Origin of the sequence: Sinorhizobium psoraleae, assembly GCF_013283645.1 — a bacterium.
GTDB classification, from domain to species: domain Bacteria; phylum Pseudomonadota; class Alphaproteobacteria; order Rhizobiales; family Rhizobiaceae; genus Sinorhizobium; species Sinorhizobium psoraleae.
The window spans coordinates 847,444-874,272 of the sequence record NZ_JABEKV010000001.1 but is presented as its reverse complement, the minus strand read 5'-3'; the positions used below and the strand labels follow the sequence as shown (position 1 = coordinate 874,272).

At 61.6% G+C, this 26,829-nt stretch carries 24 protein-coding genes and 1 tRNA gene; 15 read left to right on the top strand and 10 right to left on the bottom strand.

The genetic code is table 11. The features are described 5' to 3' along the window. Positions 1–20: 20 nt before the first annotated feature. From ILFOPFJJ_RS03915 to ILFOPFJJ_RS03890, 6 genes are all read left to right on the top strand, one after another. The gene (locus ILFOPFJJ_RS03915; protein ID WP_173509242.1) at positions 21–170 is read left to right on the top strand and encodes a hypothetical protein; all 150 of its coding nucleotides are present in this window, start codon (positions 21–23) and stop codon (positions 168–170) included. Then, entirely contained in the window at positions 167–1,120 is a 954-nt protein-coding gene (gene xerD, locus ILFOPFJJ_RS03910; protein WP_173509241.1) for a site-specific tyrosine recombinase XerD, read from the top strand. Before ILFOPFJJ_RS03915 ends, xerD begins: the two co-directional genes overlap by 4 nt. Positions 1,121–1,183: 63 nt before the next feature. Then, positions 1,184–2,137 carry an acetyl-CoA carboxylase carboxyltransferase subunit alpha gene (locus ILFOPFJJ_RS03905; RefSeq protein WP_173509240.1) on the top strand — a complete coding sequence of 318 codons (954 nt, stop codon included), beginning with the start codon at positions 1,184–1,186 and terminating at the stop codon, positions 2,135–2,137. Positions 2,138–2,351: 214 nt separating this feature from the next. Further along, entirely contained in the window at positions 2,352–3,788 is a 1,437-nt protein-coding gene (locus ILFOPFJJ_RS03900) for a L,D-transpeptidase family protein (protein WP_173509239.1), read from the top strand. Next, the gene (locus ILFOPFJJ_RS03895) at positions 3,788–4,024 is read left to right on the top strand and encodes a sulfurtransferase TusA family protein (RefSeq protein ID WP_173509238.1); all 237 of its coding nucleotides are present in this window, start codon (positions 3,788–3,790) and stop codon (positions 4,022–4,024) included. Before ILFOPFJJ_RS03900 ends, ILFOPFJJ_RS03895 begins: the two co-directional genes overlap by 1 nt. Before the next feature lie 254 nt (positions 4,025–4,278). After that, positions 4,279–4,761, top strand: a complete 483-nt coding sequence (locus ILFOPFJJ_RS03890; protein ID WP_173509237.1) for a methyltransferase family protein — start codon at positions 4,279–4,281, stop codon at positions 4,759–4,761. A gap of 51 nt (positions 4,762–4,812) precedes the next feature. On the opposite strand, the gene ILFOPFJJ_RS03885 is transcribed toward ILFOPFJJ_RS03890, so the two are convergent. Beyond that, the gene (locus ILFOPFJJ_RS03885) at positions 4,813–5,958 is read right to left on the bottom strand and encodes a CobW family GTP-binding protein (protein WP_173509236.1); all 1,146 of its coding nucleotides are present in this window, start codon (positions 5,956–5,958) and stop codon (positions 4,813–4,815) included. A gap of 103 nt (positions 5,959–6,061) precedes the next feature. Then, positions 6,062–7,105 (bottom strand): D-alanyl-D-alanine carboxypeptidase family protein, encoded by a 1,044-nt coding sequence (locus tag ILFOPFJJ_RS03880; protein WP_173510148.1) that lies wholly within the window; start codon positions 7,103–7,105, stop codon positions 6,062–6,064. A gap of 331 nt (positions 7,106–7,436) precedes the next feature. On the opposite strand from ILFOPFJJ_RS03880, the gene ILFOPFJJ_RS03875 reads away from it, so the two are divergent. Both ILFOPFJJ_RS03875 and ILFOPFJJ_RS03870 read left to right on the top strand, forming a co-directional pair. Continuing rightward, positions 7,437–8,600, top strand: a complete 1,164-nt coding sequence (locus ILFOPFJJ_RS03875) for a M20 aminoacylase family protein (protein WP_173509235.1) — start codon at positions 7,437–7,439, stop codon at positions 8,598–8,600. A 25-nt stretch (positions 8,601–8,625) separates the two neighbouring features. Continuing rightward, positions 8,626–9,090 (top strand): Lrp/AsnC ligand binding domain-containing protein, encoded by a 465-nt coding sequence (locus ILFOPFJJ_RS03870; protein WP_136508815.1) that lies wholly within the window; start codon positions 8,626–8,628, stop codon positions 9,088–9,090. Positions 9,091–9,164: 74 nt separating this feature from the next. On the opposite strand, the gene ILFOPFJJ_RS03865 is transcribed toward ILFOPFJJ_RS03870, so the two are convergent. Then, on the bottom strand, positions 9,165–10,205 hold the full coding sequence (locus tag ILFOPFJJ_RS03865) for an NAD(P)-dependent alcohol dehydrogenase (protein WP_173509234.1): 1,041 nt from the start codon (positions 10,203–10,205) through the stop codon (positions 9,165–9,167). Between the two features lie 220 nt (positions 10,206–10,425). On the opposite strand from ILFOPFJJ_RS03865, the gene ILFOPFJJ_RS03860 reads away from it, so the two are divergent. After that, complete coding sequence (locus ILFOPFJJ_RS03860; RefSeq protein WP_173509233.1) at positions 10,426–11,367, top strand: AraC family transcriptional regulator; 942 nt, start codon at positions 10,426–10,428, stop codon at positions 11,365–11,367. 60 nt (positions 11,368–11,427) lie between these two features. On the opposite strand, the gene ILFOPFJJ_RS03855 is transcribed toward ILFOPFJJ_RS03860, so the two are convergent. Together ILFOPFJJ_RS03855 and hutC are read right to left on the bottom strand one after the other, a co-directional pair. Further along, positions 11,428–14,355, bottom strand: a complete 2,928-nt coding sequence (locus ILFOPFJJ_RS03855) for an aminotransferase (protein WP_173509232.1) — start codon at positions 14,353–14,355, stop codon at positions 11,428–11,430. A gap of 31 nt (positions 14,356–14,386) precedes the next feature. Next, positions 14,387–15,130: a histidine utilization transcriptional repressor HutC gene (hutC, locus tag ILFOPFJJ_RS03850; RefSeq protein WP_173509231.1), complete on the bottom strand. Its 744-nt coding sequence runs from the start codon at positions 15,128–15,130 to the stop codon at positions 14,387–14,389. A gap of 136 nt (positions 15,131–15,266) precedes the next feature. Between hutC and hutF the strand changes: the two genes are divergently transcribed. From hutF to ILFOPFJJ_RS03820, 6 genes are all read left to right on the top strand, one after another. Then, entirely contained in the window at positions 15,267–16,643 is a 1,377-nt protein-coding gene (gene hutF / locus ILFOPFJJ_RS03845; protein WP_173509230.1) for a formimidoylglutamate deiminase, read from the top strand. A 34-nt stretch (positions 16,644–16,677) separates the two neighbouring features. Next, positions 16,678–17,712, top strand: a complete 1,035-nt coding sequence (locus tag ILFOPFJJ_RS03840) for an ABC transporter substrate-binding protein (RefSeq protein WP_173509229.1) — start codon at positions 16,678–16,680, stop codon at positions 17,710–17,712. A 150-nt stretch (positions 17,713–17,862) separates the two neighbouring features. Then, positions 17,863–18,720 carry an ABC transporter permease gene (locus ILFOPFJJ_RS03835; protein ID WP_136508808.1) on the top strand — a complete coding sequence of 286 codons (858 nt, stop codon included), beginning with the start codon at positions 17,863–17,865 and terminating at the stop codon, positions 18,718–18,720. Next, complete coding sequence (locus ILFOPFJJ_RS03830; RefSeq protein WP_173509228.1) at positions 18,713–19,540, top strand: quaternary amine ABC transporter ATP-binding protein; 828 nt, start codon at positions 18,713–18,715, stop codon at positions 19,538–19,540. The genes ILFOPFJJ_RS03835 and ILFOPFJJ_RS03830 overlap by 8 nt, the downstream gene beginning before the upstream one ends. Further along, positions 19,533–21,020 (top strand): HAL/PAL/TAL family ammonia-lyase, encoded by a 1,488-nt coding sequence (locus ILFOPFJJ_RS03825; protein ID WP_173509227.1) that lies wholly within the window; start codon positions 19,533–19,535, stop codon positions 21,018–21,020. Before ILFOPFJJ_RS03830 ends, ILFOPFJJ_RS03825 begins: the two co-directional genes overlap by 8 nt. Next, entirely contained in the window at positions 21,017–21,601 is a 585-nt protein-coding gene (locus ILFOPFJJ_RS03820; RefSeq protein ID WP_173509226.1) for a HutD/Ves family protein, read from the top strand. The genes ILFOPFJJ_RS03825 and ILFOPFJJ_RS03820 overlap by 4 nt, the downstream gene beginning before the upstream one ends. 286 nt (positions 21,602–21,887) lie before the next feature. Here ILFOPFJJ_RS03820 and ILFOPFJJ_RS03815 read toward each other — a convergent pair whose 3' ends face one another. From ILFOPFJJ_RS03815 to ILFOPFJJ_RS03795, 5 genes are all read right to left on the bottom strand, one after another. Beyond that, positions 21,888–22,190 (bottom strand): hypothetical protein, encoded by a 303-nt coding sequence (locus ILFOPFJJ_RS03815; protein ID WP_173509225.1) that lies wholly within the window; start codon positions 22,188–22,190, stop codon positions 21,888–21,890. 245 nt (positions 22,191–22,435) lie between these two features. Continuing rightward, positions 22,436–23,527 (bottom strand): nucleotidyltransferase family protein, encoded by a 1,092-nt coding sequence (locus ILFOPFJJ_RS03810; protein WP_173510147.1) that lies wholly within the window; start codon positions 23,525–23,527, stop codon positions 22,436–22,438. Beyond that, a complete protein-coding gene (locus tag ILFOPFJJ_RS03805; RefSeq protein ID WP_173509224.1) occupies positions 23,514–24,617 on the bottom strand; it encodes a serine kinase in 1,104 nt (367 codons plus the stop codon). The genes ILFOPFJJ_RS03810 and ILFOPFJJ_RS03805 overlap by 14 nt, the downstream gene beginning before the upstream one ends. A gap of 470 nt (positions 24,618–25,087) precedes the next feature. Continuing rightward, on the bottom strand, positions 25,088–26,191 hold the full coding sequence (locus ILFOPFJJ_RS03800; RefSeq protein WP_173509223.1) for an acyltransferase family protein: 1,104 nt from the start codon (positions 26,189–26,191) through the stop codon (positions 25,088–25,090). 541 nt (positions 26,192–26,732) lie between these two features. Further along, positions 26,733–26,809: transfer RNA gene (locus ILFOPFJJ_RS03795), tRNA-Met, on the bottom strand. Positions 26,810–26,829 lie beyond the last annotated feature (20 nt).

Below are 26,829 nucleotides of genomic sequence, written 5' to 3'. Positions count from 1 at the left end.
GTCATGCAGAGGAGACCGAAATGCCGACCCTTTTCCGCTTCCTGTTCTTCTTGGCCGTCTTCGCCGGCATCGTCTATGGCACGATGGTGGCGCTCGTGACTTTCGTCGAGCCGGTCGAGCGGGATGTAACGGTGCGCATTCCATCGGAACGGGTCAACAAGCCGAAATGACCGATCTCTCCGCCGCCTATGTCGAATCCTTTCTGGAAATGATGAGCGCCGAGCGTGGCGCGGCGGCCAACACGTTGCAATCCTATGAGCGCGACCTGAAAGATGCGCTCTCCTTTCTGCGAACCCGCGGCAAGCGATTGATCGATGCCTCGGCCGACGATTTGCGAAGCTATCTCTCGCATCTCGCCGGCGAGGGTTTCAAATCCTCGTCGCAGGCACGCCGCCTGTCGGCGTTGCGGCAGTTCTACAAGTTTCTTTACGCCGAGGGCCTCAGGGGCGACGACCCTACCGGGATTCTCGATGCGCCGAAGAAAGGACGGGCGCTGCCGAAGACGCTCAGCATCGATGATGTGTCCAGGCTGATCGGCCAGGCGGAAACGGAAGCCGCCGCCGGCGGTGAAGACGCGCTGGTGAAACTGCGCATGCATGCGCTGATCGAGCTCCTCTACGCAACCGGCATGCGGGTCAGCGAACTCGTCTCGCTGCCGGCGAGCGTGTTGTCCCAGAACGGACGCTTCCTCGTCATTCGCGGCAAGGGCAACAAGGAACGGCTGGTGCCGTTGTCGCAGGCCGCCTTGCGCGCCATGCGCGCTTATGGAGAAGCCCTGCGGGTCAGGAACGCGGCGGCCGACCCGCCAGAGGAAAGCCCCTGGCTCTTTCCTTCCCATGGCAAGACCGGCTTTCTGCCGCGCCAGGTTTTCGCGCGCGACCTCAAGGGCCTTGCGGCACGCGCCGGCATAAGGATTGCTGCGATCTCGCCGCATGTTCTGCGCCATGCCTTCGCCAGCCACCTGCTCGCCAACGGCGCCGACCTGCGCGCCGTGCAGGAACTGCTCGGCCATTCGGACATTTCAACGACACAAATCTATACACATGTGCTGGAAGAACGGCTGCATGACCTCGTGCAGAACCATCACCCCCTTGCCAAACAGGCGAAAAAACAGGATTAGGACCGCCGGGCAGGCTGGCTTCGACCGCAGAGCCCTGTCGCAAATTGATCGGAAACGCATCTCATGCACAACTATCTCGATTTCGAAAAACCCATTTCTGATCTCGAAGGCAAGATTCTCGAACTGAAGAAACTCGCCAGTGAAGATGAGAGTGTGAATACATCCGACGAGATCGCACGGCTTGAGGTGCGTGTACGCGACGCGATGGCCGAGATCTATTCCAAGCTGTCGCCGTGGCAGAAGACCCAGGTCGCCCGCCACCCGTCACGCCCGCATTTCCTCGACTACGCAGCCGAACTCTTCACCGAATTCACGCCGCTCGCCGGCGACCGCAACTTCGGCAACGACGATGCGATCCAGGCGGGCCTCGCCCGCTTTCGCGGCATGCCGGTCGCTGTTCTCGGCCAGGAGAAGGGCAACGACACCAAATCGCGCATCAAGCACAATTTCGGCAGCCCGCGCCCGGAAGGTTATCGCAAGGCGATCCGCGTCATGGAGATGGCCGACCGCTTCAGCCTGCCGCTGATCACGCTGGTCGACACGGCCGGCGCCTATCCCGGCGTCGACGCCGAGGAACGCGGGCAGGCCGAGGCGATCGCCCGCTCGACCGAGATGTGCCTCAAGGTCAAGGTGCCGATCGTCACCGTGGTCCTCGGTGAAGGCGGCTCCGGCGGGGCGATCGCGATCGCAACCGGCAACCGCGTCTATATGCTGGAGCATGCGATCTACAGCGTCATCTCGCCGGAGGGCGCGGCTTCGATCCTGTGGCGCGATTCAGCGCGCGCCAAGGAAGCGGCAAGCAGCATGAAAATTACGGCCGAGGACCTCAAATCGCTCGGCATCATCGACGGCATCATTCCCGAACCGGTCGGCGGCGCCCATCGCGACCCGCTGTCGGTCATCGGCCGCACCGGGACCGTGCTCGCCGATGCGCTCAAGGACCTGTCCGGCCGCAGCGGCGACGAATTGCGGACGGACCGCCGGCAGAAATACCTGAATATCGGCCGAAATCTCTGAACCTTTGCGATTAAAACGGCGGCAGCGGCAACCGGAAATCGGACTGTGGCCAAATCTTGGCCATATTCGTACGGTCATGAAAGATGGCGTGCGCAGGGGGATCCTGCAGGGTTAAGATTTCGTGAAGAATAATCGCTTACTGATTCGTTGAGGGCGCCTCCTCGACGGGTGCGGCGCTCAATGACGGATTTTGTTTTTTAACGGGCCTCTGCCGATGCGTTTCAGGAACCTTGTTGCCACCGCCGCTATCGCAGCCGCGCTTGCCGGCTGCACCAACGAGACGCTGGATTCTGTCAATCTCTCCTCGGTAAAGAACAAGACCGAATATCAGCTTTCGAGCAAGATGACCGCGAAGATGCGCGAACTGGGGATGCAGAAGACGTCGCCGATCGCGCTGCGGATCTTCAAGGAAGAAGGCACGCTCGAAGTCTGGAAGGCCAACGCGGCGAACCGCTTTCAACTCCTGAAGAGCTACAAGATCTGCGCGTGGTCCGGAAAGCTCGGTCCCAAGGTGAAGGAAGGCGACCGGCAGGCACCGGAAGGATTCTATCCGCTGTTCCCGCACCAGATGAATCCCAATTCCAATTATTATCTCGCGATCAACACCGGTTTCCCGAATACTTACGACAAGGCGAACGGCCGTTCCGGCACGCATCTGATGATCCATGGCGCATGCTCTTCGTCGGGCTGCTATTCGATGACGGACGAGCAGATCATCGAGATCTTCGCGCTCGCACGTGATGCCTTCAGGGGTGGACAGCAAAGCGTCCAGCTCCAGGCGTTCCCCTTCCGCATGACCGCGGAGAACATGGCCCGCCATCGCGATAATCCGAACATCGAGTTCTGGAAGATGCTGAAGGCGGGCTACGACCAATTCGAGGTGACCAAGCGTCCGCCGGATGTGAATGTCTGCGAGAGGAAATACGTCTTCAACCAGCAGAGCGACAGCACGTTCAATCCGACGGGCCAATGCCCGGCGATGTCGACGCCACCTGCGCTGCAAGTGGCAATGACAAACTTCGAGAAGGACTATCAGCGCGATTACGACAAGGCTCTGAAGAAGTACGAAGGCATGGTCTGGTATGAACCGAGCGAAGCGGAGCGCAAGGCGATCGTCGCCGATCAGCGCAAGGGCCGCGAACTCGCCTATGCCCCCACGGGCAATTCGCTCGATGCCGGCAAGCTGATGAAGGTGAGCGACCTCGAAAAACAGCTCGCGGATCAGAAGGCGGCCGAGGAAGCCAAGCAGGCGGCGCTGATCCAGAAGGAGGCGCTTGAGAAAGCGACCCGTGGCGGCGCGAGCGTGCCGGTACCGCAGGCAAGCCCGATCGAGCGGCCTGTCCTGCAGGCGGCCGTCCAGACGCCGCCCGCCAGAAAATCCTTCTGGAATCTGTTCTCGGCCAGCGAACCGGAAGCCGCGACGCCTGCACCTGCGGCACAGGCACCCGCACCGCAGGCCGCCGCGCCGGCGGCACAGCAGCCCGCGGCAAACCAGCAGCCGGCAGCCGCCGACCAGAAGCAGACAGGAACGCCCGCCGAAAGCAATGCGCAAGTGGCTGCGGCTCCGGCAGAAAATCCGCAGGCGGCAACCGAACAACCCGCCGCCGAACAGCCGAAGAAGCGTCCGTTCTGGAAGATCTGGGGCAATTGATGCCGGACGAGCCCAGGATCGTCTATGACCTGAGGGGGCTTAAGTGCCCCCTTCCCGTTTTGAAGACGCGCAAGCGCATGCAGGCGCTCGCACCCGGGTCCCTGCTCGAGATCGAGACGACGGATCCTCTGGCGGTTATCGACATTCCGCATTTCTGCAACGAGGACGGACACCGGCTTGAGGAAGCCGCGCCCACAGAGGGCGGCCATCGCTTCGTCATCCGCAAGAAGGCCTGACGGATCGAACGAAGCGTGCGGGCTTCACCCGCGGCTAAATTACTGCCCCTCATCCCGCTGCCGCGGCCTTCTCCCCGCAAGCGGGGCGAAGGGACAAGCGGCGACCTCGGAAGTCCCCTCGCCCTTGCGGGGAGAGGGCTAGGGTGAGGGGCAATATCGCTAGATCTTAGCCCTGTCGTCGTCCCACACCGCGGCGCTCCAACGCGGTCGGAATTCTTGCTATGATCCCAGCGAACTACGACGCGGACTCAACAATGAACGATGCGAGCGGCAATTTCCACGACAGTTCCGGCGCGGCGGTGCGGCCGCCGATCGTCTGGGCACTCGCCGTTGTGGCGGGGCGTGTGATCGACGCGCTCTACCCGCTGCCTTTCCTGCCGGCGGCAGTGCCGGCCGGTTGGTTGGGCGCCATCGTGTTCCTCGCCGGCCTGGCACTGTTGATCTGGGCGGCGACGACCTTGCGCCGGGCGGGAACGAACATTCCGACCACCCAGCCGACGACGACGATCGTCGAAGAGGGGCCTTACCGCTACAGCCGCAATCCTATCTACATCGGCATGTTTCTCGGCCTGATCGGTCTTGCCATCGGCTTCGACAGCCTGTGGCTCCTCATCCTGCTGGTGCCGTTTTACTTTGTCATCCGGTACCTAGTGGTCGCCCGAGAAGAAGCCTATCTCGAAGTGAAGTTCGGCGACGCCTATCGCGGCTACAAGAGCCGCGTCCGCCGCTGGCTGTGAAAATCAAACCGCAGCCGATTGGCAAATCCAACCGATTCCGCGCACTGCGGTCTAGAATCTCACGCCGGGAACCGCGAGTGGATTGTCCGAGAGAGCTTGCGCGTCCGGCCGGTCGATCCGGGGCTTGCCGGTGAAGGCATCGAAGAGGTCGCGCACGAACGCTTCCTCGAGTCCCTTCGTGATCAGCACCATGCGCGTGCGCCGGTCGTCAGGATCGGGCCAGGCGGCGAGCCGCTCCGGCGCGTGAAAAACGGTCTGCACGCCGTGCAGAACGAGCGGCCGTTCAGGATTGTCCGCCATGGAAACGACCGCCTTCATCCGCAACAGCTTTTCGCCATGGGCCGAACGCAGAAGATCGATGAACATTTCCAGCGCCATCGGCTCGATCGGACGATCGTGGACGATGCTGAAGGACCGGATGTCCGAACCGTGGCGCGTGAAATCGTGATGGTGGTGATCGTGATGTCCATGATGATGATCATGCCCATCGTGGTCGTGATCTTGGTGATCATGATCGGCGTGCGCCTCGTCCTGAAGCCAGCGGCCGACATCGGCGACCTTGGTCGACGCTTCATAGAGACCGCAGGCGAACAGTTCCGCGCGGCCGGCCTCATCCGTATCGCCGTCGATTACCGGCGCGCGTGGATTGAGGTCCCTGAGCCGTTCCAGAAGCGTCTCCCGCTCCGCGTCAGTCGCGAGCTTGGCTTTGCTGATGACGAGCCGGTCGGCGACCGCGACCTGCTTCAAGGCTTCCACGTGGTTCGCGATCGTCTGCAGACCGTTCACCGCGTCCACGACCGTGACGACACCGTCCAGCCGGAAGTTTTGCGCGATAACCGGATTTCCGAGCACGGATTGCAGCACCGGCGCCGGGTCGGCAAGCCCGGTCGTTTCGATCACAACACGCCGCAGCGGCTTGATGCGGCCGGTCTGCATACGGTCCATGAGGTCGGCGAGCGTGTCGACAAGCTCTCCGCGCACCGTGCAGCATAGGCAGCCGTCGGAAAGCTCGATCACGCCGTCGCTCGAGGCCTCGACCAGCAGGTGGTCGATCGAGACATCGCCGAATTCGTTGATGATGACCGCCGTATCGGCGAGGTCCGGATCCTTGAGCAGGCGATTGAGAAGCGTCGTCTTGCCCGCACCGAGAAAGCCGGTGAGGATAGATACCGGCACCACCGGCAGGGGACCGTTCATGGCGGACTCCATCTTAGATCACGCTGGTCTCGGATCGACTCGAAACCACGAAATTTGAGACGCGCGATGCGGCCGAAGACCGCGCACCTCTTGTTACCCGGCTCTAGAAACTCGGGCGAGGAACCGGAATGGGCACGTTGGCGATCTCGACGACGTCGCCCTGCCCCGCGATATCGCTGCCGGCCTTGGCGACTTTGTCGCCACTGCCCGGAATAAGCCCCGCAAAAGCAAGCTTGAGCGGGCGATTGAGTTCGTGGATGTAAGGAGAAAGCAGCTTCTGGCGCCCGGCTTCGTCGCGGCCTTCACTGCGCACCTTCGCGGCGGTCTTGGAGCAGATCTGCTTGCTGACGTCCGTAACCGTGTCGCGGCCCTCTCCATAGGGAGCGATCTGCGTCAGAGACTGCTTGCCCGCGCTGCTGGTCGTCAGCGCCATCTGCAAGAGACGGGCAGACTCGTCGGCGCGGGCGCCGAGACTGTCTTCACCGAGAACGACCGAAACGACGCTGCGGCCATCGCGCGTCGCCGAAGAGACCTGATTGAAGCCCGACGCGCAGATAAAGCCGGTCTTCATGCCGTCCGCGCCATCGAAGCGGCCGATCAGCATGTTGTAATTGGCATAGTCCTTCTTGCCGGTGGTGAAGCCTTCCAGCGAGAAATAGGCCGCATATTCGGGGAACTCGCGCTTCAACGTGATCGCCAGCACAGCAAGGTCGCGAGCCGTCGTATACTGCCCCTCGCCCGGCAGCCCGTTAGCATTGATGAAATGGGACGAGGTCATCCCGATACGCCGTGCCTCGGCATTCATCCGCTCGATGAAGGCGGGCTCGGAGCCGCCGACCGTTTCCGCGATGGCAACGGCGACGTCATTTGCCGATTTCACCAGCATCATCTTCAGCGCGCTGTCGAGGGTCATCGCCTGGCCGGGCTTGTAGAACATCTTGCTCGGCGGCTCGGACGCGGCGTTCTTCGTCATTACGACCGGGCTCTCCAGCGTCAGTTGCCCCGTCTTGATCGCCCGGAAAGTCGTATAGGCCGTCATCAGCTTGGTCAGCGATGCCGGGTACCACTTCCGGAAGATGTCCTGATGCTCGTAGACCTTGAGCGAGTTGACGTCGACGACCAGCCGCGGATTGGCAAATGCCGGCATTACCACTGCCAGAAATGCCGCACAGGCCCCCGCGAGAACGCCCACCGTCCTCGCCCCATCACGCCTCAAGAATCCACCTGTCACCACAATCCAACCTCGAAATTCCGCAATTGCCTCGTCTTGTCCCGGTATTTAGCCTATATGGCGAGGAGATGGCAAAGCCCAATCCTTGGCTGCCGCGCCAATCCACTGCGCCCTTACAGCGCCGCGCGTCCAATCGGACACGCAAAGTCGCTGTGGAGCTTTGAGTTTCTGCGTGACTTTGTCCTCAAATCGATTCCGATTTAAGGAATCATGCAGTAGTGACCGAACAGACCAACAGGACGACCCTATGCCGATTCTCAACCGCGCTGCCGAACTCCAGAACGAAGTCACCGAGTGGCGGCGCCACCTGCACATGAACCCCGAACTCCTGTTCGCGGTCGAAAATACGGCAGCCTTTGTGGAAAGGAAACTGAAGGAATTCGGCGTTGACGAAATCGTGACTGGTCTTGGCAGGACCGGCGTCGTCGGCATCATTCGCGGCAATCTCGGCACCGGGCGGACCATCGGGCTCAGGGCCGATATGGACGCCCTGCCGATCACCGAGACGAGCGGCAAGCCCTGGTCGTCGACGACCGCGGGCAAGATGCACGCCTGCGGCCATGATGGTCACACGGCCATGCTGCTCGGTGCGGCGAGATATCTCGCGGAGACGCGCAATTTCGCAGGATCCGTCGCGGTCATCTTCCAGCCGGCGGAGGAAGGCGGCGGTGGCGGCAACGAGATGGTCAAGGATGGGATGATGGAGCGTTTCGCGATCGCGGAGGTCTACGGCATGCACAACATGCCGGGCATGCCGGTCGGCCATTTTGGCAGCCGCATCGGCCCGATCATGGCGTCGACCGACGAGTTCACCATCACCATCAACGGCCGCGGCGGCCACGCGGCCCAGCCGCACAAGACGATCGATCCGATCGTCGTCGGCGCACAGATCGTCAACGCGCTCCAGACGATCGCCTCGCGCACCGTCGATCCCCTCGCATCCGTCGTCGTCTCGGTCACGAAGTTCAACGGCGGCTTCGCCCACAACGTCATTCCCGAGCAGGCGGTCCTTGCCGGAACCGTCCGCACCCTGATGCCGGAAGTGCGCGACACCGGCGAGGCGCGTATCCGCCAGATCGCCGAAAGCATCGCCGGCGCCTATGGTGCGACGGTGAACGTCTGGTACGGCCGCAACTATCCCGTGACCGTCAACCATGCCGACGAGACCGCCCACGCGCTTGCGGCAGCCGCGACGGTTGCCGGAGCGGCCAAGGTCAATCCCTCGCTCGACCCGATGATGGGTGGCGAGGATTTCTCCTACATGCTGCTGTCCCGGCCGGGCGCATTCATCTTCATGGGCAACGGCGACACGGCCGGCCTTCACCATCCGGCCTATGACTTCAACGACGAGGCGATCCCGCACGGGATCTCCTATTGGGTGAAGCTCGCTGAAGCGCGACTGGCCGCCTGAGAGACGCGAGCGGGAGGCGGCGGTAATGCACCAGATCGACAAGACGGATCGCAGAATCCTGAACATCCTGCAGGCGGATGGCCGGATCACCAACCTTGAGCTGGCCGACCGCATCGGCCTGTCGCCGACCGCGACCAGCGAGCGGCTGCGCCGGCTGCTTAAGGAAGGGTACGTCTCGGGATTCGGTGCCCGCCTCGATCCGCACAAGCTGGGCTTCGGTCTGCTCGTCTTCATCGAAGTCATGCTGGACAAGACGACACCGGAAGTCTTCGACCAGTTTGCGATCGCCATCAAACAGGCCCCGGCCGTGCTCGAATGCCATATGGTCGCCGGCGGCTTCGACTATCTGGTCAAGACCCGCTTCGAGGACATGACCGCCTACCGCAATTTCCTGGGGCAGGTGCTGTGGACACTGCCGGGGGTCAAGGAAACCCGCACCTACGCTGTCATGGAAGAGATCAAGAACGACGGTCCGCTGCCGCTCGTCTGAAAGCGGCAGCGGGCTCTTTGAAAATACGCAATTCCGGACGAAAAACCGTTACATGCTTTTCCTGGATTTGCCTCCTACAGCGAGGCCATGTCGATCACGAAGCGATAGCGCACGTCGCTCTTGACGACACGCTCGTAGGCCGCATTGATTTCGTCCATGCGGATCATCTCGATCTCCGAAACGATGCCATGCTCACTGCAGAAATCCAGCATCTCCTGGGTTTCCTTGATCGAGCCGATCATCGAACCAGAAATGCTGCGCCGGGCCGGAACAAGCGAAAAGGCGTGGACCGGCACCGGGTTCTCTGGAATGCCGACAAGCACCAGGTCGCCATCGACCTTCAGCAGATTGAGGTAGGCGTTCCAGTCGATCTCGGCGGCGACGGTGCAGATGATGAGGTCGAAACTTCCGGCAAGCGCCTGGAACGTCTCCGGATCGTTGGTCGCGTAGTAATGATCCGCACCGAGTTTCAGCCCGTCCTCCTTTTTGGAGAGGCTCTGGCTCAGCACCGTGACCTCGGCACCCATCGCGTGAGCAAGCTTCACGCCCATGTGCCCGAGGCCGCCCATGCCGACGATTGCAACCTTCTTGCCGGGTCCCGCCTTCCAGTGACGCAGCGGCGAGTAAAGCGTGATACCGGCGCAGAGCAGCGGTGCGGCTGCGTCGAGCGGCAGGTTCTCGGGAATCGAAAGCACATAGCCTTCCTTGACGACGATATGATCCGAGTAGCCGCCCTGGGTCGGGGTCTTTCCGTCGGCCTCGACGCTGTTATAGGTCCCGACCAGACCCGGCAGATAATGTTCCAGATCGAGATCGCGGGTGGTGCAGGTCGTGCAGGAATCGACAAAGCAGCCGACGCCAGCGCGGTCGCCGACCTTGAACTTCGTGACCTTTGATCCGACCGCCGAAACAATCCCGACGATCTCATGGCCTGGAACCATCGGGAAGGTGGAGTTGCCCCATTCGTTGCGGGCCTGGTGGATATCGGAGTGGCAGACGCCGCAATATTTGATGTCGATAACCACATCGTCGTCGCGTGGTTCGCGGCGCTCGAACGTGAAAGGTGTAAGCGGCTTCGAAGCATCGGTCGCCGCATATCCTCTAGCTATAGCCATGAGTCTGTCCTTGATGTCTGGGAAATGATGCGCTTGGGAGGCATGGACCTCCTGCGGTGCGGCAGACTATGCTGTTCGGGAAGAACAATGCGTTAGTGCAATTCTGCAAAGTTTTTGCATAATCCTGCAAGATTGAACGGACCGATGTGGCAAGGCCACCTCCTGGCTCTATCTGAACGGCATCCCGCACATATCTAAGATATTGGAAAGACCACTGAATATGACGCCGCTACGACAGACGCCTCGCCACGAGATGATCGACATCATTGCCCGTATCGCCGAAAGTGATGGAGACTACGCAACGGTCATACCGGGCCTCAGCGTCCATCGGCATTCAAGCACCGCGACCCCGAATTGCGCGGCTTACAAGCCGAGCCTCGCGATCATCGTGCAAGGCGTCAAGCGCGTGGTGCTTGGCGACGAGACGCTCGTCTACGGCGCCTCGGACTATCTCTTGACCTCGATCGACCTGCCGGTTCTTTCCCAGATTTCGCAGGCGTCGCCGGAAGAGCCCTATATGAGCCTGGCGTTCCAGATCGATACCGGGAAGATCCCCGCGCTGCTTGACCTGATTGGTGATGGGCCAACAAAGTCCCCTACCTCGCCACGCGGAATGACGGTGAGCAAGATCACGCCCGACCTCGAAGACGCGGCGCTCCGCCTGCTGCGGCTGCTCGAACGCCCGGACGACATTGCTGCCCTGCTGCCATTGATCGAGCAGGAACTCCTCTACCGCCTGCTCATCGGACCGCACGGCGCGAGGCTCCGGCAGATGACGACGGCGGAAAGCCAGCCGCATCAGATCGGCCGCGCCGTCGCCTGGCTGAAGGAGCATTATTCCCGTCCCTTGCGCATCGACGATCTCGCGAGCCGCGTCAGCATGAGCGTTTCCTCGCTTCATCACCACTTCAAGGCCATCACGGCGATGAGCCCGCTGCAGTATCAAAAACAGCTGCGGCTGCAGGAAGCGCGGCGCCTGATGCTTGAGGAGCGCCTCGATGCAGGCGATGCCGGCCATCAGGTCGGCTATGAGAGCCAGTCGCAGTTTAGCCGCGAATATGCCCGCCAGTTCGGCGAGCCGCCGGCGCGCGATATTGGCCGCGTTCGCCGCAGCCTGGTCGGCCGATTGAGCGGCGAGACGGAAATGCTGAGTGAGGGTTAGGGAGCCGGCCTAAACGCAGCCGTCCGCGCCGTGCTGCGCGGCCCCTTGAGGGAGCTTCGTTTACCAGCCCTCTTCCAGCACCTGCTCCAGCATGTCGGCAAAGAAATCGGCACTCTCGGGGCTGAGGCAGAGCGGCGGCTTGATCTTCAGCACGTTCAGATAATCGCCGGTTGGCTGCATGATGACGCCGAGATCGAGAAGGCGATCGCATATGGCCGCCGTCTCTTCTGTCGCCGGCTCGAGCGTTTCGCGGTCGCGGACGAATTCGACGCCGAGATAGAGTCCCATGCCGTGAACCGCGCCGACGATCGGAAAGCGCTCGCCAAGCGCCTGCAGCCGCGCCTTGAGGTAGTCGCCGACGGTGCGGGCATTCTCTTGCAGGGCCTCATCGTGGAGAATATCGAGCACGGTCAACCCGACGACGGAGCTGACCGGACTGCCGCCGGCCGAGGAGAAGAAGTAGCCTTCCTTCTCCAGCGCCTCCGCCATCTCGCGCCGCGTGATGACCGCGCCGAGCGGATGGCCGTTGCCCATCCCCTTGGCGACCGTGATGATGTCCGGGACGACGCCCTGCTCCTCGAACCCCCAGAAATGGTGGCCGAGGCGGCCGTAACCCACCTGTACTTCATCGGCGATGCAGACGCCGCCCCTCTCCCTGACCATGGCGTAGACGGCCTCAAGATATCCGGGCGGCAGCGGGATGCCGCCCGCGTTTCCGTAAACCGCTTCGCAGATGAACCCGGCAAGACCTTCCTGCTTCTCGTCGATTTCCGCCAGCTTCTCGCCAACGGCGCGGACATAGTCGCCGGTCGAACCTTCCCCGCGGAACGGTCCGCGATAGGTGTTCGGCGAAAGGACCGGGTGCACCCAGTCGGGCCGCGTCGTCAGCGCTTGCGGGTTGTCGGCGATCGAGGTCGAGACCGCATCGCTCGCGACCGTCCAGCCGTGATAGGCTTCGAGCAGCGAGACGACATGGCGCGCGCCCGAATAGGCCCAGGCCAGCCGGATCGCAAGGTCGTTCGCCTCCGATCCGCTGTTGACGAGAAAGACCGTGTCGAGGCCCTCCGGCGCCAATCCCGCGAGGCGCTCGGAAAATTCCGCCACGGATGCATAGTGGAAGCGCGAATTGGTGTTGAGCAGCGACCATTGCCGGCCGACGGCTGCAGAAAGGCGCGGATGGCCATGGCCGAGAATGGTGACGTTGTTGACCATATCGAGATAGGCCCGGCCCTCGACATCGAACAGATGTTCCCTCCAGCCACGCTCGATCTGCGGCGGCTGCCGGTAATAGTTCTTCTGCGGTCGCGCGAAATGACTTTGCCGGCGCTGAAGCAGTTCGCTTGCTGCCGGCAAGGAAGCATCACAATCGAAGCCAAGCATTTGCGCGGGCGACGGGCAGAGCGCCCGCCAGGCTTCCGCCTGGTTCGCCGTCGCAAACGGCAGCGGGTCTATTTCCGCTTCGGTTGACAGTTGGACACGGATGAAGCCCAGCGCCGACCGATCGCCGGGAACGACCCCGATCGGCGCGCCGGTTTCGATCGCCCCTTCCGCGCCATCGGCCGGTTCGACGCCACTGAGATGGAGATGCAGGCCGTCGGTCGACAAAACCAGTCTTTCGCCACGCAACTTAAGCTGCCCACCAAAGGGAGCATGAACGGCAGTTTGTCCGTGCAGGCAAAGATCGACGTGCAGCGCGAAGGTCGCAGGCGGGTTTGCCTGGAGAAGCCGCGTTTCCGTCAAACGAAATTCGCCGTAGCGTGTCGCCGAAGCGCCGGCTGCCCGCGCCGCCGATTGCAAAAGCAGCGCTTCGGTGTCCTCATAATGCCAGCGGTCGGCCGGGAGATGGGGGCCGAGAAGTGAAAGATCGACAATGCCGACGTGGCTTGGGTCGATGTCCGGCAGCAGCCGGCCGTCCGTCAGAGGTACGGTCAATGCCGCCCCCTTCCCCACGGCCTGACGAATTGCCTGCTCCATCAGGCCGAACGGCACGGAAAGCGCGACATCGAGGATTTCGCGCTCATGGGCGGCGTTTCCTCGCACGTAGGCGTTGTCGGGATCGATCTCCAGCTGCTGCTCCGTACTCGCGACCAAGATGCCCGCTCGTGCCACGATGAGCGGCCAGAGCGCCTTCAGTTCGGCATCCGTCAGCGGGAACGCTGCGTGAAAAGCCCTGACCGCCGGCAAGATAAAGAAAGGATCGCCATCCGCGTGGTGAAGCAGCGATGCACATGCAACCGCGAGTTCGGCGACGAGCCACCCCTTGAGGACATCGCCGAAGTCGATCACGCCTTCAGGCACGAGCTGGCCGCTCGCCTCCGTCCTGCTCACGACGTTGTCGTCGGTGACGTCCTGGTGAATGGCCTGCACCCGCAACTGCGGCATGAGCGGTTGCACACGCCGCATGGCGCCGATCATCGCTTCAGCGATGCGTTTGCGCAGATCCACGTCAGCCATCGTCGACAGCAGATGCAGCGCGACCGGTCCCGCCCGCCGAAGGTCCCACTGCAGTTCCCGTTCGAGCCCTGGATGGTCGAACTCGCGAAGCTCCCAGGCGAGCCGCCCGGCGAGAGCGCCGAGTTCGGCGACCGTTTGCGCCGGAAGGTGCTTGCGCCGGGTCAACGGCGTGCCATCGAGATAGGTGAGCAGCCGAAACTGATAGGGCACGTCTCGGACAATTGCGTCTATAATCTCTTCGCCATTCAGTGTGGCTACTACAGCCGGCACCTTCGGAGCACCCGAGCTGGCGGCAAGATGATGCAGGGCTGCGTTCTGCGCCTCGAGTTCGACCCGCGCATATTCCAGCCGACAGATTTTCAGGACAAAACGGCCGTCGTCGGCGTCCACCCGGTAGTTTCGGTCCTGTTGGCTGCCGAGTTCTGTGAGGGCGCCGGAAAGACCGTAATGTTCCGACAGGATGCGTTTCGCCTCCTCGACGGAGACATCCGGCCTTGCGAGTTGCGTGCGGAGCTTGAGCGACTCTCCGTCCATTCTTCCATCCCTGTCTATTCGCGGAACCGCCTCACTGCGAGGCGCCTTCAAGGCGATAGCGCGTGCCTGGATAAAGCAGCCGCGCGGTCGTCACGCTCGCCGTTTCCGACCAGGTCCGTCGGCGGATCATCAGGCACGGTTCGTTGCGGCCGATCGCGAGAAGCTTGCATTCCCACGGCTTGGGCGACACGGCCTCGACGATCTGTTCAGTGCGGGTGATCGGCGCCACCAAGGTCAGATAGGCGTTCGGGGTCATGGTGCGGAAATCCTGCACCATGTAGTCAGGGCAGACCGCCGGGTTGACGAACCGATCCTCGATCTGGATTGGCACCTCGTTCTCGCAATGGACCATGATCGAATGGAACACCCTGGCTCCCGTCGGAAGCCCGAGCGCATGGCCGATCTCCGGGCCTGCCGGCTCCTCCTGCAACAGGTTCAGCCGGGAGGTGTGCCGATGGCCGCGCTCGCGGATCTCGTCCGCGATGTTGCGGACCTCGAGGAGCGCCGTGCTGCCCTTATGCGCAGCAACGAACGACCCGACGCCCTGAACCCGAGTGATTGCGCCTTCGCTCGCAAGCTCGCGCAACGCTCTGTTCGCCGTCATCCGGCTGACGCCTAGATCAGCGACGATATCGTTTTCCGACGGTATCCGGTGATTGGCGGGCCATTCGCCGCTCTCGATCCGGCTGCGAATGAACTGCTTTACCGCCTCATAGCGCGGCACGGGTCCTTCCGCGAAGGTCGACATGTCGCTCGTCCGCCCCGGTGGCGTCATTGTCTACTCCCATCTTATGCCGATCAAGGCTGCGGCTCCTCCCGGCAATGGATGATTCTTTTCGTCCATTTTAGCCTTGCGCGCTACCATAAAATATCTATAGTTCCATATACAACCACGTACAGGAAAAACGCACATGCCAACTTTTCCCGTCCCCCGGCTCTTCGCGGAGCGCGCTCTTCTTCCAACCGGCTGGGCCGAAAACGTGGCAATTATTCTTGACGGCAACGGCGGCATCGCGTCCGTTGTGACCGGCCAAGCGCCCGCAGATGGTGACGAGCGGCTTTCCGGACCTGTCGTTCCAGCGATCGCCAACCTTCATTCCCATGCGTTCCAGCGCGCCATGGCTGGTCTTGCGGAAGTGGCGGGCACGGGAGACGATAGCTTCTGGACCTGGCGCGAGAAAATGTACCGCACGGTGAGCCTCGTCGACCCTGATGACGTCGAGGCCATCGCCGCCAAGCTTTACATGGAGATGCTGAAGGGCGGTTTCGGCCGTGTGGTCGAATTCCATTATCTTCATCACCAGGCAGACGGCACCCCTTATGCCGATCCGGCCGAAATGTCGCTTCGGATATTGAGTGCGGCTGAGGCGACGGGCGTCAGCCTGACCCATCTGCCCGTCTTCTATGCCCACGCCAATTTCGGCGGCATGGCGCCCAATCCCGGTCAGCGTCCGTTCCTGCATGATCCGGATCGCTTTCTCGCCCTTCTCGATCGCCTCGGCCCTGCCTGCTCGAAGGCCGGCGCCAGGCTTGGCTATGCCATTCATTCGTTGCGTGCCGCGACGCCGGACGAGATGCGGACAATTCTAGCCGCCGCTCCGGTCTCCGGCCCCATTCACATTCATGTGGCCGAGCAGACGCGCGAAGTCGACGACTGCCTTGCCTGGAGCGGCAGGCGGCCGGTCGAATGGCTGCTTGACGAGATGCCGGTCGACGAGCGCTGGTGCGCCATCCATGCGACGCACATGACGGCTGAGGAAACGAAGCGGCTGGCTGCTTCGGGAGCGGTTGCCGGTCTTTGCCCCGCGACCGAGGCCAATCTCGGCGATGGCATCTTTCCCGCGGTCGATTTCATCGCCGAGGATGGCCGCGTCGGCATCGGCACCGATAGCCACGTCGCAACGAGCGTTGCCGAAGAACTGCGGCTTCTCGAATACGGCCAAAGGTTGCGCGACCGCCGGCGCAACCGGCTTGCCGCCGGTCCGGGCGCGTCCGTCGGTCGCTCGATCTTCGAGGCGGTGCTTGCAGGCGGAGCGCAAGCGGCCGGTGTCGATTTGACCGGCATCAAGGCAGGCGCGCCTGCGGACCTCGTCGTCCTCAACGGCGACAATCCCTACATCGCCGCGGCAAGCGGCAACCAGATTCTCGACCGCTGGCTCTTTGCACTCGGCGGCGAAACGGTCCGCGACGTCATGGTCGCCGGCCAATGGAAGATCCGCAATGGACGCCATGATCGGGAGGACGACATCGACCGCGCCTTCGCGCGGGTTCTGACGAAACTGAAATAGTCATCGAAGCGACGATCAAAAAAGGGGAATGCGCATGTCGATCAGCACAATGAGACTCACCCTCGCCGCCGCCGGCCTGATGCTTGCGGCCTCCGCCGGCAGCGCCAGCGCCTCCTATTGCGGCGACGGCAAGACCGTGACCTTTGCCGGCATAGACTGGGAGAGCGGCGCCTTCATCACCGAAGTCATGAAGACGATTCTTGCCAAGGGTTACGACTGCCAGGTGGATTCCATCCCCGGCAACTCGGTGACGCTGGAACAGGCAACCGCCAACAACGACGTCCAGATCTTCGCCGAAGAATGGCTCGGCCGCTCGGACGTGTGGAACAAGGCCGTCGAGGAAAAGAAGGTCGTCGCCGTCGGCAAGACCTTCGTCGGCGCCAGCGAAGGCTGGTTCGTGCCGGACTATGTGGTTCACGGCGACCCCTCGCGCAATATCGAGGCGAAGGCACCGGACTTGAAGAGTGTCTCGCAGCTTTCCGACCCGAAGATCGCCGAGATCTTTGCGGATCCGGAAGAGCCGTCCAAAGGCCGCTTCCTGAATTGCCCATCCGGCTGGACCTGCGAAGGCGTAAGTTCCGCCAAGCTCGAAGCTTACAAACTCGGCGAAACCTATGTGAACTTCCGCCCCGGCACCGGCACGGCGCTCGATTCGGCAATCACCTCGGCCTATTTGCAGGGTGAGCCGATCCTCTTCTATTACTGGTCTCCCACCGCGATCATGGGCAAGTTCAAGCTCGTCCAGCTTGAAGAGCCGGCCTACAACGAAGCCTGCTGGAAGGAATTGAGCAGCGCCAACGGCAAGCGTGATGAAGGCTGCGCCTTTCCCTCGGTCGACGTTGCCTATGGCGTGAACAGCACTTTCGCTGCCGAAGCGCCGGAGATCGTCGCAATCCTCGAAAAGGCGACCTTCCCGCTTGAGGATGTCAACGGCAGCCTCGCCTATATGGCCGACAACAAGGTCGACGCCACAGCCGCCGCTACCGAGTTCCTGAAGACCAAGGGCGACGTCTGGGGCAAGTGGGTCTCCGACGAGGCGCGCGGCAAGATCGAAGCAAGCCTGAAGTAACGACAGTTTTGCCGAACCGTGCCCGCCACGCCCTCTTCCGCCTTCAGCGCGGGACAGGGGCGTGGCAGCCATGGCTTAAAAGCTGTTTCCGCAGAGCAGGCAGATTTGCGGTGAAGACCGCCAAAGCGCCTGAACAAGGAACGACATCCGATGTTTCCGGACTCTCTCAATCTCTCCATCCGGGCGCCTGTGAATGACTTCATCCAAGCGCTCGTCACAAATTATGGCTGGGTCTTCAAGGCGATCAGCGGCGTCATCCTGAAAGCCGTGCTGTTCATCGAATGGATCCTGCGCGGCCTGCCCTGGTGGCTCGTCATTCTCGCCTTCATGGCACTCGCCTGGCAGAGTTCGCGTCGCTGGTCGCTGACCGTCGCAGTTGGTGCCCTGCTTCTTGCCGTCGGCGTGCTCGGCCTCTGGGATCTGACCATGCAGACGCTGGCGCTGATGCTGATGGCAACGATCGTCTCGGTGGTGATCGGCGTGCCGATGGGTATTCTTGTCGCCAAGAGCCGGGTCGTCCGCAACATCACGCTGCCCGTGCTCGATGTCATGCAGACGATGCCGAGCTTCGTCTATCTCATTCCGGCGCTGATGCTTTTCGGTCTCGGCAAGGTGCCGGCCATCCTCGCCACAATCATCTATGCCGTCCCGCCGCTGATCCGCCTCACCGATCTCGGCATCCGCCAGGTCGACACGGAGGTGGTCGAGGCAGCGACCGCCTTCGGCGGTAGCCCGACGCAGATCCTTTTCGGGGTCGAGCTGCCGCTTGCGACGCCGACCATCATGGCGGGTCTCAACCAGACGATCATGATGGCGCTTTCGATGGTCGTGGTGGCCTCGATGATCGGTGCGCGCGGTCTAGGCGAGCAGGTGCTGAACGGCATCCAAACCCTCGACGTCGGCAAGGGCCTGGAGGCTGGCATCGGCATCGTCATCCTGGCGATCGTGCTCGACCGCATTACGCAGGGCTTCGGCAAGGCCCGGACGGAGGACGCCCGCAATGGCTGATATCGAAATCCGCAATGTCTACAAGATCTTCGGGCACGACGCGAAGACGGCGCTCGCCATGGCCAAGGACGGCCTGGACAAGGCCGATATTCTCGCCCGCTCCGGCTGCAGCGTCGGCCTCAACAATGTCAGCCTCAAGATCGGCGCCGGCAAGATCTTCGTCATCATGGGGCTTTCCGGCTCCGGCAAGTCGACGCTGGTGCGCCACATCAATCGGCTGATCGAGCCGACGAGCGGCGAGGTCGTCTTCGACGGAAGCAACATTCTCGATCTGGATGCCAAGACGCTGCGGGCGTTTCGCATGCGCCGCGTCAGCATGGTGTTTCAGAGTTTCGCCCTGATGCCGCACCGTACCGTGCTGCAGAATGTCGTCTACGGCCAACGTGTGCGCGGCGTATCGAAGGCGGACGCCCGCGGCATCGGCATGAAATGGATCGAAACGGTCGGACTTGCCGGCTACGACGCGAAATTCCCGCATCAGCTTTCCGGCGGGATGAAGCAGCGCGTCGGGCTCGCACGAGCGCTTGCCGCCGATACCGACGTGATCCTGATGGACGAGGCCTTCAGCGCACTTGATCCGCTGATCCGCGCCGACATGCAGGACCAGCTCCTGCAATTGCAGCAAAATCTCTCGAAAACCATCGTCTTCATCACCCATGATCTCGATGAAGCGCTGCGGATCGGCTCGGAAATTGCGATCCTCAAGGACGGTCAGGTCGTGCAGGTCGGGACGCCGGATGATATTCTGGGCAATCCGGCTAACGACTATGTCGCGCGCTTTGTTCAGCGCCGGCAGGGAAGACCCGAAGCCCATGACTGAGACGATCACGATCGACGGCCCCCTCACCTGGCGAGAGATTGCTGCTGTCGCCGGGGGAGCGCGCCTCGCCTTGTCCGATGCCGCCCGCACGCGGATCGTCGAAGCGCGACGGATCGTCGATGCTCTGGTCGAGCGTGGCATCCGCGGCTACGGCATCAACACCGGTGTCGGTGCGCTCTGTGACGTCGTGATCAGCCGCGAGAACCAGCGAGCCCTGTCGCGCAACATCATTCTCAGCCATGCCTGCGGCGTGGGCGAGCCGCTCGGGAACGCCGAGGCGCGCGCCGTGATGGCGGCGCAGATTGCCAACTTCGCCCATGGCTTCTCCGGCGTCCGGATGGAAACCGTCGACGCCCTGCTTGCACTTCTCGATGCCGACATCATTCCGCTGATCCCGTCGCGTGGCTCGGTCGGCTATCTCACCGATGCCGCCGCCATCGGTCTCGTCCTGATCGGACGAGGTGCGGCCGTGCATGGCAAAGACCGGCTGAGCGGCGCCGACGCCCTTGCCCGCATCGGGCTTGAACCATTGCGGCTCGAGGCGAAAGAAGGCCTCAGTCTCGTCAACGGCACACCTTGCGCCACAGGCCAGGCTGCCTTGGCCCTTGCCCGTATGGAGCGGCTTCTCGACTGGGCGGATGCGGCCGCTGCGATGACTTACGAAAACCTGGGCAGTCAGGCGAATGCATTCGCCGAGGGGCCGCTGGCGCTGCGGAAATCGCGCGGCCTCCAGGCGGTCGGCGCGACATTGCGCGACTGGCTGGCACAAAGCCCGATGCTTGCCGAAACAGCCGGCACCCGCACCCAGGACCCATTGAGCCTGCGCGCCATACCCCATGTCCATGGCGCTGCGCGTGACACCTTCGATCACGTCGCCGAGGTGGTGAACCGCGAGCTTTCGAGCGTCACCGATAATCCGGCGGTTTCCGGCACGCCGGAAGCACCGGAGGTGCATTCCCAGGCGCACGCCGTCGGTGCCGCCCTCGGTCTCGCCATGGACAGTCTCGCGATCGCGGCGGCGGAGCTCGCAGCGATTTCGGAGCGCCGCATCGACCGGCTGGTGAACCCGCTCGTCAGTGGTCTGCCTGCCTTTCTCGCGGGCGACAGCGGCGTTTCTTCGGGCTACATGATAGCGCAATACACCGCCGCGGCGCTCGCGGCAGAAAACCGCCGCCTGGCGGCACCGGCAAGCCTCGATGGCGGCATTACTTCTGCGCTTCAGGAGGACATTCTCACCCACGCAACGCCCGCAGCCTGGAAGGCGCTCTCGATCCTCGACAATCTCGAGCAAATTCTGGCGATCGAGTTGCTCGCGGCCGCCCAGGCCTATGATCTGCAACCACGATCCCGAGCCAAGGCGACACGGACGGCCTCCCTCTATGGCTGCATCCGCGAAACGATATCGACCTATGCCGACGACCGGCCTATGAATGAGGACGTCGATCGGATGCGCAATCTGATGCAAGGAGCTACGCCATGAAGATCCTGCGTTCGAACGAATATAGGCGCATGCCGTGGAAGAACGGCGGCGGCGAGACCGTGGAAATCGCCGTCTCCCCGGACCGCGCGTCGCTTTCCGATTTCGACTGGCGCATCAGCATGGCGACGGTGGCGAGCGATGGTTCTTTTTCCACCTTCCCCGGCATCGACCGCACGCTCTCGATCCTCGAAGGAGCCGGCATGACACTCGCGATCGAAGGGCGCCAGCCGAAACTGCTGACGGTCGCCGATGCGCCGCTGTCCTTCCCCGCCGATGCGCCGACATCGGCTGCGCTTCGTGACGGCCCGGTTATCGACCTCAACGTCATGACGCGACGCAGCGCGCTGAAACACCGCGTGCGGCGGCTTCACGTCGAGGGCTCGCAATCGCTCGAATCCCATGCGCGAGAGCTCATCGTCTTCTGCCACCGCGGAAGCGTCACACTGGCGGCGGAAGGGGTGACCGCGACGCTCCATGCACTGGATGCGGCGATCCTCGTCCAGCCGCCTCCTCTCACGCTGTCGGCCGACATCGCCTCGGGTCTTTTCCTTGTCGAGATGATGCCCGGCGGCGCGGCCTGAGGAAATGCCTTCCGGCACCGTGATCTACCGCAAGGACGTCGACGGGCCACGGCAAGGCCCTGCTCCGGAGTTCATAGCCTCACCGCGCCACAAAACAGCTCAGAAAACTGTTGGGAACTTTTGTGCGTCCGATAGGACGCATTTTCTTTATTGCCGCCGCTCGCCATCCAAATGCGGTTGCGGCAAGAGCCCACCGCCCGATCCCCCCGCGCAAAATCCTCCTTCGCGTCTACAGCGTGCGCTCTCGCTAAGATCGCAATCCCGGACGGAAAACCCTGGAATTGCTCTAGCGTCCTATACTCTCGGATTTGGAACCGCTCTGCGATTGCCCTCCGCCGCGTCCACCCTGGGAGACACCATCGCCGTGAGAACTGCCAGGATTTGTGCTGTCCGGGCCGTTACCCCAACCGTTATTGCCGTGATCTTTGCTGCCGCCCGATTTGGCGATTGCATTCGACGTAAGGCTCGTCGACAGCAACATCGTCACCGCCGGCGGCGTCACCACTGCGAAGCGGCCGCAGCTTTTCAAAAACTCGCGCCGGTCTTCTTCACTGCGTGACGGCAGCTCGTCTGGCATCTGAGAACTCATGAATGCCTCCTGTTCGCGTTGGATAACCTATCTAGCGTACAGTAGGACCAAAGAAATTGGTAGCGGGAATTATCTCGTTACTTTGGCGGAGCAGGACTACGCAGCGATGATTCTTCTTGGTTAAATAAACAGCAAAAATAAGCTCTTTTAACTCTAAATCATTATGCCGAAAAGTCGATGAGAATGGCGCCTCGCGCCGTCCTGTTCGAAACATTCACGACGCACTGGCGATTTTTGCGCGCGTTTTACGCCTTACCCGGGGCTACAGGGCGAAAAATACGCCGCAACTCGCGAAGCTTTCGCTTCGTTTCCTGCCGCCGGGAAGAATGGGGCTCGCCTCCAAAGCGATCCCAGGATGAATAATGCAACAATTCCGTCAGAAGCGTCAGAAGCGTAAACGACGCGCGGAGATATTGTCGTTCTATCTGGATTTTTCGCCGCCAAAGTTGGAAATGCGCGGCCTTGCCGAATAACGCCGCGGGAGTACTCCCGATATTGAACAATGCACTTATCGTCAGAATTTGTGTGTCGATTGCATTTCTTTCATATCCCGCTGAAAACAGCGACCTCAACACCTCCCATTGTATCTCACCTGTGGAACGCGCAATGTTTGCTATGTCGAGAAGATGGCGCAGGTCGACCAAACCTCGCCAGTAGTCTCCATCCTGAAATTGATCGTGCAGCATCAGATAGACCACCTGGGCGAACGGCGAAGGGATGTAGACGTGGCCTCCGGCGAGTGCCATCCGGCTGCCGTTGCGGTACAGCCATTCGATGTCGCTGAAGGAGGCTGGACCCTTCAGGCGGCAATGGAGGTCGATGCTGCCGGCATCAGCGGGGCGAGCGAGTACGACAGGTAGACGGAACTTTGGATTTCCGGGCCAGGAGCCCACACCGGCGTCTTCGCGGATTTCATAGCCAACACTTTGCAGTGCTGCAATCGCCCTGGCCATCTCGGCGGGTCGAACGAAAATATCCAGATCGGTAAGCATCCGCGCACCGATCTCGTCCTGTCTCTGCGCCACTAGAATTGCGGCGCCCTTCATGGCAACCGGTTCGATGCCAATGTCATTCAAACGGCTTACCGCTTCTTCCAGCTGCGAATTCAGCCGTGAATTGCGCTGTGAATTTCTCTGGTAAATCGCCGCAAGATAGGTCCGAACCTCCTCGGGAATATCGTCCTGGCGTGCAAATCTGGCCACCGCCACGGCAAGCGACGGGATCGTCATGGTCTTGTTCGCCAGGTCTATGACGGCGTCCCAATCTATCTCGTCGGGAAGACGGCCATCAAGGCAGGAAGCAAGAGCGAGAAGATCCCTGTAGCTACTCCGCATCATGATACCGGTCCAGGATCGCAACGGCTTCATCGAGCCGTGAAAAAGCAAGCTCCGCCAGGCGAGCGCCGGAAACGACATTCAGCAAGCTCTGGAATTGGGTCATGTCCAGCCGTCGCGCGGGAGTAAACGCACCTGCGACCAGTTCAGACAGAGCCTGCACCGGCTCTACTGCCGAAACCACCGCCGGCCCCTTTTTTCGGCGGCGGATGAGCACGATCGTGTGCAGCGGAACACGCTCGCGCGGCGCCTGCCGAACCGGCGCGACATACCGGACACTTTTGTTGTCGAGGCGGCGGTGCACCGGGCAGGACATGATCGCATCGCGAGACCCCTCATGGAGACCCCACGAACCGGACTTGAGCGCGAGCGCAAAGGGCACCCCGCGCACCAGACCCCGGCCGTCCATCAATGCAATATCGTCGCCGCCGCAATCAAAGCCCGCGTCAACGAGCGCCATAGCAAGTGTCGTTTTCCCCGCTCCCGGCGCGCCGCAGATCAGAAGGCCCCGCGATTTCTTCACCAGAAGCGCCGCGTGAAGCGCAATGTCGGTGCCGACCGCCGCCAGGACGTCTTCGGTGAGAAAGCTCTTCAATGCTGGCGCCGCCTCGGCGTCAGTGACGATCATCCCCGGAGAGCCGTTCCTGCTGATGCACAGCCGGTCGCCGAACCTTGCCACATTGTAGCAAAAAGGGGCCTCGATGCCCTTCACCGCCAGATGATCGAAAACGGGCCGAAGCAGATCGACGGCACCTTGATCGTAATATGCCACCGATGCGGCAGTCGCGGCGAGATCAAGCACATGTGTGTCAACAGGCGGTCCGTCGCTCTCGTCAAGCACAATGTCCAGCAATCCCTGACGGGACCAGGAAAGGAGATATTTTCTCACGAATGCACCGGCGGAACTCCGGTTGACGCCACGCGCCACAAGGTCGGATACCAGTTGTTGAAACGACATGGCTTCGGCGAGATTGCAGGTCAGATACGCCGTTAGGTCGTCGAGTTCAAAAATCCGTTGCAACGATTCGACGAAAATCGTTCTGCGGTTCCCAATCAGGAAAAACTCTGCGCGGTCAGAAACGCGGAACTTCATTCCAACCCCCTTTGTACGCTGGTCGGAAACATGCAACTGCTGCACTTACTTCTGATCTAAAATTCGCGTTCCTGCTAGCCGGAAAACAGTCCAGCCCGATAACTTAGGATGCCTGAAGACCTTGATGGCTGCTACCGTTGATGAAGGCGACTGTTGAGTGGGCGTGGTCCGATAGGGCAGTTGTCGACCTTGCTTACCTCGCTTTCGACCACACAAGCGGGACCCCGTACCGTTGCGGCAGGGGACCCGCCCTAAATCTTTTCTGAAATAATTAGGTTCTTGTGGTTGCTTCACCGCGGCGAATTCCATGGAGCTAGGGTGTCATCACCTTCAATCCATAGGACCTTAGTCCCGCACGCCGCGGGCAAACGTCTTAGGCCTGTATTTCGGCTGCGAGCGCGACCACGGCAAGGCGCTCTTCGGACAAGATCATGGCCGGGCACTTGAAGCCGCTTCCGGGGCACTTCATGCTATCGATCAACGACGTTTCGGCGATCCGGCAGACGTTCGCGGGGTTCGCCTTTCTTGAGGCCGAACTGACCTACTCCGTCGGTCGGGGGCAAGGAAAGGCGGTGCGGGAACTGATCATCAAAGGCGCCGATTGTGCCAATTCGCGGCCTCCTAATCGCCTCCAACAGGGGCCTCTCGACGCGCTCATAAACCCGCCATGAAAATAGCACTGCGGCAATAACTCCAACCAGGATGATGATGTCCGGCGCCAACGGGAAGGCGTTCCAGAGCGTCAGAAAAAGAGAAATCGGAAAGGTGTGGAAGAGATAGAGCGTATAGGAGCCGTCGCCGAGATAGGTCCAAATGCTCCGCTCGGCGCGGACTTGCATCGTGCCGTAGACGATCAGGCCGGCGGGGACGCCATACACGAGGACGCGCTGGAACGCCTCTTTGCCAAGAAGGAAATCAATAGTGTCGCCAAACGGAGTGATGCCTAGTGGGCCGGCAATCAGGATGGCGGTGGCACCAAGCGGGATGCCCCACAAGGCCGCGCGGAACGGTGGCGCGAAGGCAAGGGCAACCCCGATCAGGAATTCGATAATGATCGGGTTGCCGATGAACTGAAACACCGGCCCTGCCGACCTGAATGCACAAGAGATGGCAAAGAGCCCCAGCAGGAGCGGCAGGAACCGCCGATCAAACAGCACAAGCGTCGCCGCGCCGTAGAACAGCATCTCAAAACAGAGGGTCCATGCCACAGGGAGGATAGGCGCGGTCATCACGTCGAGAGCCGGCCAAAGGGTGATTGTCGTCACCACTTCGCGCCAGCCAAAGCCCGCCTTGGCCGCGACGAAGGCTGCCGGGATAGATGCCAGATAATAGATCGGCACGATCCGGCGAAGCCGCTTCCAGGCGAATTGCTGCCATGTGAGGTTGCGTCCGGTGCGCGTGATGATGACGCCTGAGATGACGAAGAAAATATCGACGCCGGCCGTGCCAGCGATCTGAATTTCAGGCGGGAGAACGCCGCTGGAGCCTGTCGCCTGAAAAGCTGTCAGCGCCGCATGCAGGTAGACGACCATGAGCGCGGCGACAAGACGCAGAACTTGTAATGACCAGATCATGTTTCACCTCAACCATAGCGATTAGCTTGCCATGGTTGCCGGGAATATCAACTGCAACCTACAGCGGACTTCCGAGAGCAGTTTGCACCGAGTGCCACGAACGCCTGCACGACGACGTGGTGGAAGAGGAGATGGGGCAATGGGGTGATCGAGAAGCCCTGCAGCGATAACGAAGGCTATTTTGACGAGCCATGCTGAGGCTGCCGCTGGTCGGGCGACCGAGATGGTCAACACTGGTGTGAGTTGGAGGATGTGGCTGCCGAACACGCACTAGCTGAAGACGATACTGGGTCCCGGTAGGGGCTCAGTTTGGCGACCCGAAGTAATCAAAGGCGGGAAGCGACATGCAGGCGATGAGGCTTCTTCAAAGCGGGTTTGAGACCGCTTCGAAAACGGTGCGTTCTGGGAGTGGATTTCGACAAGATGCCGGAAATTTCACTTTTCCTGTCAAAATTCCGACATTCACGGGAAGCGACAGAGAGCTACGCATCTCTTAGGTACGTTCTGGTACCTATGTCTCCGGGCTGGACAAGGCTTAGAATGGTAGCGGAGGAGGGATTCGAACCCCCGACACAAGGATTATGATTCCTCTGCTCTAACCTACTGAGCTACTCCGCCGCCGGCACCGTGAAGCTTCC

Bases quoted from the DNA above. Each gene is read 5' to 3' on its own strand.
- ILFOPFJJ_RS03800 (WP_173509223.1), bottom strand. From the start codon at position 26,191: ATGATCTGGTCATTACAAGTTCTGCGTCTTGTCGCCGCGCTCATGGTC.
- hutC (WP_173509231.1), bottom strand. From the start codon at position 15,130: ATGACGCCACCGGGGCGGACGAGCGACATGTCGACCTTCGCGGAAGGA.
- xerD (WP_173509241.1), top strand. From the start codon at position 167: ATGACCGATCTCTCCGCCGCCTATGTCGAATCCTTTCTGGAAATGATG.
- ILFOPFJJ_RS03895 (WP_173509238.1), top strand. From the start codon at position 3,788: ATGCCGGACGAGCCCAGGATCGTCTATGACCTGAGGGGGCTTAAGTGC.
- ILFOPFJJ_RS03900 (WP_173509239.1), top strand. From the start codon at position 2,352: ATGCGTTTCAGGAACCTTGTTGCCACCGCCGCTATCGCAGCCGCGCTT.
- ILFOPFJJ_RS03905 (WP_173509240.1), top strand. From the start codon at position 1,184: ATGCACAACTATCTCGATTTCGAAAAACCCATTTCTGATCTCGAAGGC.
- ILFOPFJJ_RS03870 (WP_136508815.1), top strand. From the start codon at position 8,626: ATGCACCAGATCGACAAGACGGATCGCAGAATCCTGAACATCCTGCAG.
- ILFOPFJJ_RS03865 (WP_173509234.1), bottom strand. From the start codon at position 10,205: ATGGCTATAGCTAGAGGATATGCGGCGACCGATGCTTCGAAGCCGCTT.
- ILFOPFJJ_RS03855 (WP_173509232.1), bottom strand. From the start codon at position 14,355: ATGGACGGAGAGTCGCTCAAGCTCCGCACGCAACTCGCAAGGCCGGAT.
- ILFOPFJJ_RS03815 (WP_173509225.1), bottom strand. From the start codon at position 22,190: ATGAGTTCTCAGATGCCAGACGAGCTGCCGTCACGCAGTGAAGAAGAC.
- ILFOPFJJ_RS03875 (WP_173509235.1), top strand. From the start codon at position 7,437: ATGCCGATTCTCAACCGCGCTGCCGAACTCCAGAACGAAGTCACCGAG.
- ILFOPFJJ_RS03840 (WP_173509229.1), top strand. From the start codon at position 16,678: ATGTCGATCAGCACAATGAGACTCACCCTCGCCGCCGCCGGCCTGATG.
- ILFOPFJJ_RS03835 (WP_136508808.1), top strand. From the start codon at position 17,863: ATGTTTCCGGACTCTCTCAATCTCTCCATCCGGGCGCCTGTGAATGAC.
- ILFOPFJJ_RS03825 (WP_173509227.1), top strand. From the start codon at position 19,533: ATGACTGAGACGATCACGATCGACGGCCCCCTCACCTGGCGAGAGATT.
- ILFOPFJJ_RS03830 (WP_173509228.1), top strand. From the start codon at position 18,713: ATGGCTGATATCGAAATCCGCAATGTCTACAAGATCTTCGGGCACGAC.
- ILFOPFJJ_RS03860 (WP_173509233.1), top strand. From the start codon at position 10,426: ATGACGCCGCTACGACAGACGCCTCGCCACGAGATGATCGACATCATT.
- ILFOPFJJ_RS03820 (WP_173509226.1), top strand. From the start codon at position 21,017: ATGAAGATCCTGCGTTCGAACGAATATAGGCGCATGCCGTGGAAGAAC.
- ILFOPFJJ_RS03885 (WP_173509236.1), bottom strand. From the start codon at position 5,958: ATGAACGGTCCCCTGCCGGTGGTGCCGGTATCTATCCTCACCGGCTTT.
- hutF (WP_173509230.1), top strand. From the start codon at position 15,267: ATGCCAACTTTTCCCGTCCCCCGGCTCTTCGCGGAGCGCGCTCTTCTT.
- ILFOPFJJ_RS03915 (WP_173509242.1), top strand. From the start codon at position 21: ATGCCGACCCTTTTCCGCTTCCTGTTCTTCTTGGCCGTCTTCGCCGGC.
- ILFOPFJJ_RS03810 (WP_173510147.1), bottom strand. From the start codon at position 23,527: ATGATGCGGAGTAGCTACAGGGATCTTCTCGCTCTTGCTTCCTGCCTT.
- ILFOPFJJ_RS03890 (WP_173509237.1), top strand. From the start codon at position 4,279: ATGAACGATGCGAGCGGCAATTTCCACGACAGTTCCGGCGCGGCGGTG.
- ILFOPFJJ_RS03805 (WP_173509224.1), bottom strand. From the start codon at position 24,617: ATGAAGTTCCGCGTTTCTGACCGCGCAGAGTTTTTCCTGATTGGGAAC.
- ILFOPFJJ_RS03880 (WP_173510148.1), bottom strand. From the start codon at position 7,105: ATGCCGGCATTTGCCAATCCGCGGCTGGTCGTCGACGTCAACTCGCTC.